The following is a 12,526-nucleotide window of genomic DNA, read 5'->3' as shown; positions in this document are numbered from 1 at the left end:
GTACGACAGTCCCTAGAATCGGTGCACCTGACACTCCGATACCGTTCGATGAACTATCTTTTTCCGTTGCTCGCCGCCGCGCTCTGGGGCGGCAACACCGTCGTGACGAAGTTCTGCGCGGCCTCGCTGTCGCCGTTCGAAATCAGCTTCTATCGATGGCTGCTGGCGGTCGTCGCGTTGACGCCGTTCGTGTTGCCCGGCGTGGTGCGGAACTGGCGCATCGTCCGGCCGGCGCTCGGCAAGGTGGTGGTGCTCGGCCTGTTGGGCGGCGTGGTGTATCAGGCGATCGCCTATATCGCCGCGCATTACACGAGCGCGACCAACATGGGCATCATCCAGGCGCTCGTGCCGCTGATCGGGCTCGTGCTGGCGATGGCGCTCCTGCGCCACAAGACCGATGCGGCCGCGTTGGGCGGGCTGGCCGTATCGATCGCCGGCGTGCTGCTGGTGGTGACGAAAGGCTCGCCCGGCGTGCTGCTCGAACAAGGCGTCAATCGCGGCGATGCGCTGATGCTGGTGGGCGTGTGCGGCTTCGCGCTGTACGGCACCTTGCTGCACAAATGGAAGTTGAACGTGCCGGCCATGCAGTCGGTGTATCTGCAGGCGGTGGTGTCGGCCGTGGTGTTCGCGCCGCTGTTCGCGGCGGGACCGAAGCACGACGTGACCGGCATCGATGCGTTCTACATCGCCTACGCGGGGCTGGGCGCGTCGCTTGCCGCGCCGCTGTTGTGGATGCTCGGCACCGCGCGTCTTGGCGCGGCGCGCGTGGCGCTGTTCTTCAACCTGGTGCCGATCGTCACGGCGTTGCTGGCGGCCGTGTTTCTCGGCGAGGCGATCACCTGGAGCGTCGCGATCGGCGGCGCGCTGGCGATCGCGGGCGTGGTCATGGCGGAACTGGCGAAGCTTGCGCGGGGGCCGGCGCAGGACGCGCCGCACGCGCAGCGCGGGTGATGCGCGGCGTTAGCCGCGCCGCGGCTTGAGGAGGCTTTTTTCCTTGCCGAGCAGCATCCAGCCGGCATCGACGGCATCGCGCGGGTTGTCCTCGTGCAGCCACCAGGTGCCGCACACGGCGCATTGATAGTTGGAGACACTGATCGGCGCCTTGAACAGCGCGCGAAACCGCTTGCGCGGTCCCTTCGGCAACAGGTCGGCGTGAGGAACGCCATGGGGACCGGCGCGATGCAATGTTTCGCATGCCTGACAGCGCATCACGTCGGGGGATTTGTCACGTAGCTGAGGCATTCGACGGCAACCTGCAATTAAGCTCGAAAGCTGATTTTCATCGAATAGTAACGTATTACGGGTTGCGTAACGATTTATGAAATCGTTTCCGCATCGATGAAAACGATTCCGTCGCGTCGAAGCGTGTGCGATTGCCGCGCCGGCGCAACGTTTCGCAGTCGCGGGCGCGCAACATCGGCCGTGTTGCCGCGACGCGGCCCGGGTGGCCCCGCCGGTGTGTCGAACGCGGCGTGGCCGTCAAGCCCGGCAAGGCCGCCGGCTTCATGAACGGCATCCGTCTGCCAGGCACCCGCCATGCTGGCCAGGATGCCCGCCGCCCCGACTGTAAAGGCTCCGCCATCAAGAAATCGTTAAGCCCGCGCATTGCCGAAATCGCGATAAGCATTCGGCCAATGCTGCTTTGGCGCGTGCGGGGCGGGCCGTAAGCTCGCCTCCCTGACAAAAACGCAGCCGGCTTCGGCTTACATCATGACCACGCTCCTCACGCTCCGTTCACGGCTGCGCGCCATTGCGCGCGGCGCGGCCGCCGCCGCGACCCTGTTCGCCTCGCTGCACGCCTCGGCCGACACCACGCTGCTCAACGTGTCGTACGACCCCACGCGCGAGCTGTACGCCGCCTACGACAAGCTGTTCTCGGCCTGGTATCAGCAGACGGCGCACACGGCGGTGACGGTGCGCACCACCAACGGCGGCTCGGGCGCGCAGGCGCGCCAGGTGCTGAACGGTCAGCAGGCGGACGTGGTGACGCTCGGCATCGCGTCCGACATCGACGCGCTGGCGGCCCACAAGCTGCTGCGCCCCGACTGGCAGAAGCAGCTCGCGAATCGCAGCACGCCGTACACGTCGACCATCGTGTTCCTGGTGCGCGCGGGCAATCCGAAGGGCATTCACGATTGGAACGATTTGACGCGGCCCGGCGTCGGCGTCGTCACGCCGAACCCGAAGACGTCGAGCGGCGCGCGCTGGAACTACCTGGCGGCCTGGGCCTACGCGATCCAGCAGCCGGGCGGCAACGAGGCCAGCGCGAAGGCGTTCGAGAAGGCGCTGTACCAGAACGTGAAGGTGCTCGATTCGGGCGCGCGCGGCGCGACCAACTCGTTCGTCGAGCGCGGCATCGGCGACGTGCTGGTGGCCTGGGAAGACGACGCGCTGCTGGCCGTCAACAAGCTGGCGCCCGGCAAGTATCAGGTGGTGGTGCCGTCGATCAGCATTCGTTGCGAGCCGCCGGTGGCCGTGGTCGATTCGGTGGTGGATCGCCGCGGCACGCGCGCCGTCGCGCAGGCCTACCTCGAGCATCTGTATTCGCCGGAAGCGCAGGCGCTGATCGCGCAGAACTACTATCGCCCCGCCGATCCGGCGGTGGCGGCCCGCTTCGCGAAGAGCTTCCCGGCGATCAAGCTGATCGACATCGACAACCCGATGTTCGGCGGCTGGCACGACGCGCAGGCCAAGCACTTCGCCGACGGCGGCGTGTTCGACCAGATCTTCCAGCCGAAGTAAGCGATGGCGGCCCGTTCCCTTTCGTCGTGGCCCGGCGCCTGGCGGCGGCCCAGCCCGCTGCCCGGCTTCGGGCTCGGGCTCGGCTACACGCTGTGCTGGCTCGGCGTGATCGTGCTGCTGCCGTTCTCGGTGCTGTTGCTGCGCGCCAGCGCGGGCGGCTGGGGCGGCTTCGCGGCGGCGGTCTGGACGCCGCGCCTGCTCGCGTCGTACCGGCTCACGTTCGGCACCGCGTTCGTCGCGGCCGCCATCAACGCGCTGTTCGGCTTCGTGGTGGCGTGGATGCTGACGCGCTATCGGTTTCCGGGCCGGCGGCTGCTCGACGCGTTGATCGACCTGCCGTTCGCACTGCCAACCTCCGTGGCCGGCATCACGCTGGCGATGCTGTTCGGCCCGAACGGCGCGATCGGCGGCTGGTTCGCCGCGCACGGCGTGGAGCTGGCGTTCAACGCCAACGGCATCGTGATCGCGCTGGCTTTCGTCGGCCTGCCGTTCGTGGTGCGCACGCTGCAGCCGGTGATCGAGGAGATGGGCCGCGAGGAAGAGGAAGCCGCCGGCATGCTCGGCGCGTCGCGGGCGGCGACGTTCCGGCGCGTGATCTGGCCGGCGCTGCGGCCGGCATTGCTGACCGGCTTCGGCCTGGCGTTCGCGCGTGGCGTGGGCGAATACGGCTCGGTGATCTTCATCGCCGGCAATCGGCCGTTCGTGTCCGAGATCACCTCGCTGCTGGTGGTCACGAAGCTCGAGCAATTCGATTTCGACGGCGCGGCGTCGATCGCGGTGGCGATGCTGGCGGTATCGTTCGCCGTCCTGATGGCCATCAACCTGTTGCAACGCCGGCTGGAGCCGCGCTCGGGCGGCCGCGGGAGGACGACATGAGCAGTTTGCCATCGCGCCCGGCCGTGGCGCCGCCTGCCAGGCGTTCGACGCGGGTGGGCAGCGCCGCGCTGACCACCGAGCCGCCGTGGCTGCGGCGCGCGATCATCGCCGTCGGCGTGCTGTTTCTCGCGGTGCTGCTGATCCTGCCGGTCGCGTCGATCTTCGTCGCGGCGCTGAGCGCCGGGCTGCGCGCCTTCTTCGATGCGCTGCGCGACCCCGATGCGATCTCGGCGATCCGCCTCACCTGCATCGTCGCGCTGATCTCGGTGCCGCTCAACACGGTGTTCGGTTTCGCCGTGGCATGGGTGGTGGCGCGCTTCGATTTCGTCGGCAAGAGCCTGCTGAAGACGGTGATCGACCTGCCGTTCTCGGTGTCGCCGGTGATCGCCGGGCTGTTGTTCATGCTGGTGTTCGGCGCGCAAGGCCCGTTCTGGGGCTGGCTGCAGGATCACCACGTCGATATCGTGTTCGCGCTGCCGGGCCTCGTGCTGGCCACCACGTTCGTGACGTTTTCGTTCGTCGCGCGCGAGCTGATTCCGCTGATGGAGGCGCAGGGCTCGGACGAGGAGGAGGCCGCGCTCGTGCTCGGCGCCTCGGCGTTCCAGATGTTCTGGCGCGTGACGCTGCCGCGCGTGCGCTGGGGCCTGCTGTATGGCGTGGTGATCACCAACGCGCGGGCGATGGGCGAGTTCGGCGCGGTGTCGGTGGTGTCGGGGCATGTGCCCGGCGTGACCAACACCTTGCCGCTCTATGTGCAGGTGATGTACGACGGCTACCAGTTCGCGGGCGCGTTCGCGGCGGCCAGCCTGCTGGCACTGGCCGCGATGGCCACGCTGGCGTTCAAGAGCCTGCTCGAGCGGCGCGTGCGCCGCCACTGAGCGGGCGGGGCGCATCAGTTGTCGATGCGCTGCTGGAAATGCGCGGGATAGCGGTCGCCCGCGATCTCGACGGCGGCCAGTGCGGTGTCGATGGCGCGCAGATCGTTCGTTGTCAGCACAACCTGTGCGGCGCCGAGGTTCTCTTCGAGCCGCGCCGTTTTGGTCGTGCCCGGAATCGGCACGATCCACGGCTTCTGCGCGAGCAGCCAGGCGAGGGCGATCTGCGCGCGCGTCGCGCCTTGCGCGTTCGCGATCGTGCCGAGCACGTCGACCAGTTGCGCATTGGCCTTGCGGTTTTCTTCCGAGAAGCGCGGCACGACGTTGCGGAAATCGTTCTTGTCGAACGTGGTGCCGGCATCGATCGCGCCGGTCAGGAATCCCTTGCCGAGCGGGCTGAACGGCACGAAGCCGATGCCGAGTTCCTCGAGCGTCGCGAACAGCTTCTGCTCGGGCTCGCGCCACCACAGCGAATACTCGCTCTGGAGCGCGGCCACCGGTTGCACGGCGTGGGCGCGGCGAATGGTTTGCGCGCCGGCTTCGGACAGACCGAAATGCTTGACCTTGCCTGCGGCGATCAAGTCCTTCACGGCGCCGGCCACGTCCTCGATGGGCACGTTCGGATCCACGCGGTGCTGATAGAACAGATCGATGCGATCGGTATTCAGGCGCTTCAAGGCCGCTTCGGCCACGGCGCGAATGTTTTCCGGGCGGCTGTCGAGGCCGGCGGCCACGTCGCCGTGCTTGAAGCCGAACTTGGTTGCAATCGCAACCCGATCGCGAAACGGCGCGAGCGCCTCGCCGAGCAGCGTTTCGTTGACGAACGGCCCGTAGGCTTCGGCGCTGTCGAAAAACGTGACGCCGCGCTCGAACGCGTCGCGGATCAGCGCGATGCCCGCGCTTTTCTCCGTGGCCGGCCCGTAGCCGTAGCTCAAGCCCATGCAGCCGAGGCCGAGTGCCGATACGGTCAGGCCGCTGTTGCCGAGTTGACGTGATTGCATGGCGTTCTCCTGAATGCGGGCGATGGCGGCGTGTGCCGCCATCGAATTGATCAGGAGGGCAGTGTATTTTCAGGAGCCGTGCTCAACAATCCGCCTGCGATTGCATGAGGTTTTGAGCAGGGCTCATGAATGCGCTGCGCCGGCTTGCGCGATTCGGCATGCGGAATGCCGGGCCGGGCGAAGCGTCAGACCGCCGCCGCGGCCCGCACCGGCTTGCCCCCGCGCGCCGGCGCGCCGTTCGCCACGAAGTAGGGGGCGGTGGAGCGCGCGAGCGGCTGGCGCCCGCGAATCCGATCCGCGATCTTCTCGGCGATCATGATGGTCGGCGCGTTGAGGTTGCCGGTGGTGATGATCGGCATGATCGAGGCATCCACCACGCGCAGGCCGTCGAGGCCGTGCACGCGCCCTTCGTTGTCGACCACGGCCATGTCGTCGTAGCCCATCTTGTTCGAGCAGGACGGATGGAACGCCGTCTCGGCGCGCTGGCGCACGAAAGTGTCCAGCTCGGCATCGCTTTGCAGCTTCGCGCCGGGGTTCAACTCGTCGCCGCGGAAGCGGTCCAGCGCGGGTTGCCGCATGATTTCGCGCGTGGCGCGGATGCCGTCGCGGAATTCGCGCCAGTCGAGCGCATCCGACATGTAGTTGAACAGAATGCTCGGATGCGCGTTCGGATCGCGCGAGGTCAGCTTCACGCGGCCGCGGCTCGGCGAGCGCATCGAGCCCACGTGCGCCTGGAAGCCGTGCATCTCGATCGCATTCGAGCCGTTGTAATTGATCGCGACGGGCAGGAAGTGGTACTGAATGTTCGGCCAGGGATCGTCGTCGCGGGTGCGGATGAAGCCGCCCGCCTCGAAGTGATTGCTCGCGCCGATGCCGGTGCCGTTCAGCATCCATTCGAGGCCGATCTTCGGCTGATTCCACCATTTCAGCGCCGGGTACAGCGAAACCGGCTCCTTGCACGCGTACTGGATATACATCTCCAGGTGATCCTGCAGGTTCTGGCCGACGCCCGGCAGATCGAGCACGACGGGAATGTCGAGTTCCTTCAGCCACGCGCGCGGGCCGACGCCCGAGCGTTGCAGCAGTTGCGGCGAGGCGATCGCGCCGCTGCACACCAGCACTTCGCGGCGCGCATGCGCGGTGACGGCCTGGCCGTTGCGCAGGTAGGCCACGCCCGAGGCGCGCTTGCCCGAGAACAGGATCCGGTCGGCCAGCGCATGCGTGACGATTTCCAGGTTCGGGCGCGCGCGCGCCTGATCGAGATAGCCGCGCGCGGTGGAGGCGCGGCGGCCGTTCGGCGTGACGAAGCGGTCCATCGGGCCGAAGCCTTCCTGCTGATAACCGTTCAGATCGTCGGTGCGCGGGTAGCCGGCCTGCACGCCGGCCTCCACCATCGCCTCGAACAGCGGATTGACGCCGGGCTTGCTGGTGGTGACGGACACCGGGCCGTCGCCGCCGTGGTAATCGTTGGGGCCGGCGTCGCGCGTTTCGGCCTTGCGGAAGTAGGGCAGGCAGTCGAGATACGTCCAGTTTTCCAGGCCCTGGTGCGTGGCCCAGTTGTCGTAATCGAGCGCATTGCCGCGGATGTAGCACATGCCGTTGATCAGCGACGAGCCGCCGAGCCCCTTGCCGCGCCCGCATTCCATGCGGCGGTTGTCCATGTGCGGCTCGGGATCGGTTTCGTAGGCCCAGTTGTAGCGGCGGCCCTGCAGCGGAAATGCGAGCGCCGCCGGCATCTGCGTGCGGAAGTCGAAGCGGTAATCGGGGCCGCCCGCCTCCAGCAGCAGCACGGTCACGCCGGCGTCTTCGGTCAGCCGCGTGGCCAGCACGTTGCCGGCCGAGCCGGCCCCGCAGATGATGTAGTCGTATTCGCGTGCAGTCATGGCTTGCCTCCTGTTCTCAGAACACCGGGTTGTAGCGGCCGAGCTCGACCTGCACCGATTTGATCCGCGTGTAGTGCTCGAGCGTGGTGATGCCGTTCTCGCGGCCGACGCCCGATTGCTTGTAGCCGCCCACCGGCATTTCGGCCGGCGATTCGCCCCAGGTGTTGATCCAGCAGATGCCGGCTTCGAGGCGATGGATCGCGCGGTGCGCACGCGCCAGGTTTTCCGTCACGACGCCGGCCGCGAGGCCGTAATCGGAGGCGTTGGCGCGGGCGATCGCTTCGTCCTCCGTAGCGAAATCGAGGATGCTCATCACCGGCCCGAAGATCTCCTCGCGCACGATGCGCATCTCGTCGCGGCAATCGGCGAACACGGTGGGCGCGACGTACTGGCCGCCGCCGAAGTGGTCGTGCACGAGGCGTTCGCCGCCGGCCCGCAGCTTCGCGCCCTCGGCCTTGCCGCTCTCGATGAAACCGAGCACCTTGTCGAGCTGCGCGGGGCTCACCAGCGGGCCGAAGTTGGTGGCCGGATCGGACGGCTTGCCGATGCGGATGCGCGCCACGCGCGCAAGCACGCGCTCGATGAACGCCGCCTTGACCGAGCGGTCGACGAGCACGCGCGTGCCGTTGGTGCACACCTGGCCCGCGCTGAAGAAGTTGGCGGTCACGGCGATGTCGGCGGCGCGGTCGAGATCGGCGTCGGCGAACACCAGCAGCGGCGACTTGCCGCCGAGCTCCATCGTCACTTCCTTCAGCGACGACGCGCCGGCCAGCGACATGACCTTCTTGCCCGTTTCCACGCCGCCCGTGAACGACACCTTGGCGATGCCCGGATGCGCCGCCAGCATCGCGCCCACCGCGCCGTTGCCCTGCACGACGTTGAACACGCCGGCCGGCACGCCGGCTTCCGTATAGATTTCCGCGAGCTTGAGGGCCGACAGCGGCGTGACCTCGCTCGGCTTGAAGATCATCGCGTTGCCGGCCGCGAGCGCGGGCGCCGTCTTCCAGCACGCGATCTGGATCGGGTAGTTCCAGGCGCCGATGCCGGCGCACACGCCCAGCGGCTCGCGCCGCGTATAGACGAACGATTCCTCGCGCAGCGGGATCTGCAGGCCTTCGATGGCGGTGGCGAGGCCGGCGTAATACTCGATCACGTCCGCGCCGGTGACGATGTCCACGGCCAGCGTTTCCGCGATCGGCTTGCCGGTGTCGCGCATTTCGAGTTCGGCCAGTGCGTCGTTGCGTTCGCGCAGCAGGTCGACGGCGCGGCGCAGGATGCGCGAGCGCTGCATCGCCGTCATCGCGGCCCACACGCGCTGGCCTTCGCGCGCCGATTCGACGGCGCGATCGACATCGGCCGCGCTGGCCTGCTGCACCGTGGCGAGATGTTCGCCGGTGGCCGGGTCGTGGGTTTCGAAGCTGGCGCCGCCGGTGGCGTCGACATAGCCGCCGCCGATGTAAAGCTTTTGCAGTCCGTAAATCGTGTTGGCCGTCATGACGTTCTCCTAATCGAAGGTGGCGCCTGCCGCCACGCCTTGCGGCGCGAGTTGCAGGTCGATGTAATCGTTGGCGAGCCGCTGCGCCGTGCGCGTGTCGATCGGGCCGCCGGCCAGCGCGCCGCGCAGCCACAGCCCGTCGATCAAGGCGGCAAGACCCAGCGCCGCGAGCCGGGCATGGGCGCGCGGCAGCGCCTTGGCGAATTCGGCGCACAGGTTGGACTGCAGCCGGCGCGTGTTCACGCGCTGCAGCCGGCCGAGCGCCGGCGCATGCATGCTCTGCGACCAGAACGCGAGCCAGGTTTTCATCACGGGCGCGCTGACCTGCGTGTCGTCGAAGTTCGCGGCCACGATCGCGCGCAGCCGGGCGCGCGGCTCGCGATGCGCCGCGATGCGGCGGCGCGTGGTGGCGAGCCAGAGGTCGCGCAGCACATGGCGCATGGTCGCTTCGAGCAGGCTGTCCTTGTCGCCGAAGTAATGGCTGACGATGCCGGTCGAGATGTTCGCGCGCTGCGCCACCGATGCCAGCGTGGTGCCGGGCAGGCCGGCTTCGTCGATCGTGCGCAGCGTCGCGTCGATCAACTGCGCGCGCCGCACTTCCCGCATTCCGAGCTTGGGCATGGCGAAGGGCCGGGGGATGGAAAGTGGGCAGGTTACCGGTTTTTTATTGAACGTTCAATCAACAAAAAACCGAGGAATCCAAATGAAACCGGGGCGGCAAACGGTGCCGCCGGGTGTCGGGGTGCGATCGCAAAACGCGCCCGAATCCGCCGGAATAATTACCGATGGTTGCACATGCATCGGTCGGCATTACGGATCGTTGGGGAATAAAACAAAATGAATGTTGGCTGTAAAACAGTGAATTATGTTTAAAGCGTTTCAATCGGCCTATTTTTTCGTATTCAAATGAGCATTGAATCGTCGTGTTGCGTGCGAGCCGCCGCCGGTGGCGCCGGAGCCGCGGCTTGGCGGATCGACGGGGCGCCGTGGAGGATCTGTTTGCTGTTTTGCAACAAATCGCCTATATCGTTGATAGAAAAGAATTTTTGTTATCGATGCAGGCTGGGCGTGCTGCACCTGACATATTTGACAGGCCGCTATGGTTGGCTATACCACAGAAAATATGACGCTGGCATGAAGACCGTTTTTCGATGAGGATTTACGAGACAATTTTTCATCAACCATGCATATCGGATAGGCAATTTTCAAGAAAGGAAATTAATCCGAATTGGTTGAGTTTTCATGGTTTCGCGTATTAGTATTCGTACCCATGAAGCAGTCCCGATCGATGCGTTCAGGCAGTGTTCTCGCGGCATCGATCGGTCATAACGACAGCGTCTGAAGTCATTGTTACGAGACGCCGGGGGCCATGAGGTTGTCGCACGGAGCCAAATCCGTGTCGCACCGCTGGCGGCCGCATCGTCCCAGGGCGAAGCGGAATCCTGGTACAGGGAGGGTAGCCGCCGCGGGTCGTCGTCTCGTGTCCGGTTACGGGGAGCGTTCGCTGAAGCGAGCGCGTATCGTTTTTGACTGCCGGTTGTTGCCGGAGATACGCCATGCCTATCGAGAAACAGGTCGTCCCGCTGCCGAACGGCTTGAAAATCCACGTCGAGCATCACGTCTACGATCCGTCGTTCGAGACGGTCATCCTGATCAACGGCGCGCTCGCGACCACCGCCTCGTTCGGCCAGACGGTGCGTTATCTCGGCGAGCGCCTGAACTCGATCTGCTTCGACCTGCCCTACGCGGGGCAGTCGCGCCAGCACAACCCCGGCCAGTTCGTGCTGACCAAGGACGACGAGGTCGACATCCTGCTGCACCTCGCCGAGCGCTTCCGCCCGTCGTATCTGCTGTCGGTGTCGTGGGGCGGGGTGGCCTCGCTGTTCGCGCTGTCGCGCGGCTGCACGAGCGTGCGGCGCGCGGTGGTGGCGTCGTTCTCGCCGTTCCTCAACGATGCGATGGTCGATTACGTGACGCGCGCGCGCGACCACATCGCGGCCGGCGAGAATCTGCACGCGGCGCAGTTGCTGAACGATACGGTGGGCCGCTATCTGCCGCGCATCATGAAGCTCTACAACTACCGCTATCTGACCAAGCTGCCGCGCGACGAGCAGGATCAGGTCGCGTTCCACGTGAACCAGATCCTCGAGATGCAGCCCGAGCAGTATCTCGACGAATTCACGCGGATCGGCTGCGGCGTCAAGTTCATCAACGGCGAACTCGACGAATACACCACGCCGGGCGACGTGCGCCGGCTCGCCAGCTACGTGCGCCGCGCCGAGTTCGAGACGATCCGCAAGGCCGGCCACTTCCTCGATCTCGAAGGGCGCCAGCAGCAGGAACACGTGCGCGACGCGATCCTCGGCTACTTCTGCGAGGAGCGCAGCGCCACCGCTTCGGACGGCTCGTTCGACGCGCTGTCGCCGATGCCGGTGCTGTCGTAATCCACGGCCGGCCCGGCTGCCGCGCCACCGCCGCGCGCGCAGCCCGGGCCGGTTTTTCGAGCGCACCGGAAGCGGTCACGCAGAGGCGGTAACGATGTCGAAGATGATCATCACGGCGATCGGGTCGGCGGGGGATGTGTACCCGCTGCTCGGCGTGGGACGCGCGCTCGCGGACCGCGGGCATCGCGTCGTGTTCTGTACCCACCCGCAGTTCGAGGGGCCTGCGCTGCGCAGCGGCTTCGAGTTCGTGGCGATCGGCACCGCGCAGGAATACGCGGATGCGATGGCGAACCCGGCGCTGTGGGATCCGCGCACCTCGTTTCGCACGCTGTGGGCCGTGATCGCGCCGTCGCTGCGGCCGCACTTCGACAAGCTGTCCGAACTGATCGACGACGACTCGGTGCTGGTCGGCACGCTGTGGGCCTTTTCCGCGCGGCTGTTGCAGGAGTGCGACGGCGCGCGTTACGTGTCGGTGCAGGTGTCGCCGTCCACGCTGCTGTCGGCGCATGCGCCGCCCACCCATAAACGCCTGACGATCCCGCGCTGGCTGCCGCTCTGGTTCAAGTCCGGCCTGATGACGCTGATCGAGCGCGGCGTGCTCGACAAGGTGTGCGGCCCGCAACTGAACGCGCTGCGCGCCGAGCTGGGGCTGGCCCCCGCGCGCCGCATTCTCGGCCGCTGGCTGCATTCGAGCGACGGCGTGCTGTGCCTGTTTCCCGACTGGTTCGCCGCGCCGCAGCCCGATTGGCCCGCGAATCACCGGATGGCCGGCTTCCCGCTGTTCAACGATATCGATGCGCACGCACCCGATCCCGAACTCGATGCGTTCCTCGACGCGGGCGCGCCGCCCGTGGTGTTTACCGCCGGCTCGACGCGCGTGGACGGCGCGGGCTTTGCCGACGCGGCGGGCGAAGCGATGCGCGCGACGGGTGCGCGCGGCGTCCTGATCACGCCCGACACCGCGCGCCGCGACGGCGAGCCGGATGCGTCGCGCCTCATCAAGCGCCGCTACGTGCCGCTGCGCCAGTTGCTGCCGCGCGCCCGTGCGCTCGTGCATCACGGCGGCATCGGCACGGCGTCGCTGGCTTACGAGGCGGGGCTGCCGCAGGTGGTGATGCCGTCCGCGCACGATCAGTTCGACAATGCGCAGCGCGTGGCCGACAGCGGCTGCCGGATCGGCGGAGCGGCGTGGAGGGGAAGAGGGTTGGGG

Annotated in this window: 12 protein-coding genes; 7 read left to right on the top strand and 5 right to left on the bottom strand. The window is 67.0% G+C overall.

What is annotated here, in order from left to right:
• Window positions 1-48: 48 nt before the first annotated feature.
• Window positions 49-951 carry a DMT family transporter gene (locus G3N92_RS06470; protein WP_206126630.1) on the top strand — a complete coding sequence of 301 codons (903 nt, stop codon included), beginning with the start codon at window positions 49-51 and terminating at the stop codon, window positions 949-951.
• Window positions 952-960: 9 nt separating this feature from the next.
• Here G3N92_RS06470 and G3N92_RS06465 read toward each other — a convergent pair whose 3' ends face one another.
• Window positions 961-1,242 (bottom strand): hypothetical protein, encoded by a 282-nt coding sequence (locus tag G3N92_RS06465; RefSeq protein WP_206126629.1) that lies wholly within the window; start codon window positions 1,240-1,242, stop codon window positions 961-963.
• Between the two features lie 230 nt (window positions 1,243-1,472).
• On the opposite strand from G3N92_RS06465, the gene G3N92_RS06460 reads away from it, so the two are divergent.
• Genes G3N92_RS06460 through cysW form a run of 4 tightly spaced genes read left to right on the top strand, consistent with a single transcriptional unit; the run spans window position 1,473 to window position 4,496 of the window.
• The gene (locus tag G3N92_RS06460) at window positions 1,473-1,667 is read left to right on the top strand and encodes a hypothetical protein (RefSeq protein WP_206126628.1); all 195 of its coding nucleotides are present in this window, start codon (window positions 1,473-1,475) and stop codon (window positions 1,665-1,667) included.
• 43 nt (window positions 1,668-1,710) lie between these two features.
• Complete coding sequence (locus tag G3N92_RS06455) at window positions 1,711-2,742, top strand: sulfate ABC transporter substrate-binding protein (protein ID WP_206126627.1); 1,032 nt, start codon at window positions 1,711-1,713, stop codon at window positions 2,740-2,742.
• Between the two features lie 3 nt (window positions 2,743-2,745).
• Complete coding sequence (cysT, locus tag G3N92_RS06450; RefSeq protein ID WP_206126626.1) at window positions 2,746-3,618, top strand: sulfate ABC transporter permease subunit CysT; 873 nt, start codon at window positions 2,746-2,748, stop codon at window positions 3,616-3,618.
• Complete coding sequence (gene cysW, locus G3N92_RS06445; protein WP_206126625.1) at window positions 3,615-4,496, top strand: sulfate ABC transporter permease subunit CysW; 882 nt, start codon at window positions 3,615-3,617, stop codon at window positions 4,494-4,496. The genes cysT and cysW overlap by 4 nt, the downstream gene beginning before the upstream one ends.
• Window positions 4,497-4,510: 14 nt before the next feature.
• Here cysW and G3N92_RS06440 read toward each other — a convergent pair whose 3' ends face one another.
• The 4 genes from G3N92_RS06440 to betI all read right to left on the bottom strand — a co-directional run bounded on the left by G3N92_RS06440 (window position 4,511) and on the right by betI (window position 9,493).
• Window positions 4,511-5,494 (bottom strand): aldo/keto reductase, encoded by a 984-nt coding sequence (locus tag G3N92_RS06440; RefSeq protein ID WP_206126624.1) that lies wholly within the window; start codon window positions 5,492-5,494, stop codon window positions 4,511-4,513.
• Between the two features lie 185 nt (window positions 5,495-5,679).
• Window positions 5,680-7,377 carry a choline dehydrogenase gene (gene betA / locus G3N92_RS06435; RefSeq protein WP_206126623.1) on the bottom strand — a complete coding sequence of 566 codons (1,698 nt, stop codon included), beginning with the start codon at window positions 7,375-7,377 and terminating at the stop codon, window positions 5,680-5,682.
• Window positions 7,378-7,393: 16 nt separating this feature from the next.
• Window positions 7,394-8,872, bottom strand: a complete 1,479-nt coding sequence (gene betB, locus G3N92_RS06430) for a betaine-aldehyde dehydrogenase (protein WP_206126622.1) — start codon at window positions 8,870-8,872, stop codon at window positions 7,394-7,396.
• Window positions 8,873-8,881: 9 nt separating this feature from the next.
• The gene (gene betI / locus G3N92_RS06425; protein ID WP_206126621.1) at window positions 8,882-9,493 is read right to left on the bottom strand and encodes a transcriptional regulator BetI; all 612 of its coding nucleotides are present in this window, start codon (window positions 9,491-9,493) and stop codon (window positions 8,882-8,884) included.
• A 935-nt stretch (window positions 9,494-10,428) separates the two neighbouring features.
• On the opposite strand from betI, the gene G3N92_RS06420 reads away from it, so the two are divergent.
• Both G3N92_RS06420 and G3N92_RS06415 read left to right on the top strand, forming a co-directional pair.
• The gene (locus G3N92_RS06420) at window positions 10,429-11,316 is read left to right on the top strand and encodes an alpha/beta hydrolase (RefSeq protein WP_206126620.1); all 888 of its coding nucleotides are present in this window, start codon (window positions 10,429-10,431) and stop codon (window positions 11,314-11,316) included.
• A 94-nt stretch (window positions 11,317-11,410) separates the two neighbouring features.
• Window positions 11,411-12,526 (top strand): nucleotide disphospho-sugar-binding domain-containing protein (locus G3N92_RS06415; protein ID WP_206126619.1); only part of this gene is annotated, 1,116 nt, incomplete at its 3' end.

This window comes from Burkholderia sp. Ac-20379, assembly GCF_017104645.1.
In the GTDB taxonomy this organism is placed as follows: Bacteria; Pseudomonadota; Gammaproteobacteria; order Burkholderiales; family Burkholderiaceae; genus Burkholderia.
Note: the sequence above shows the minus strand (reverse complement) of the source record. Positions and strands in the feature narration are given on the sequence as shown.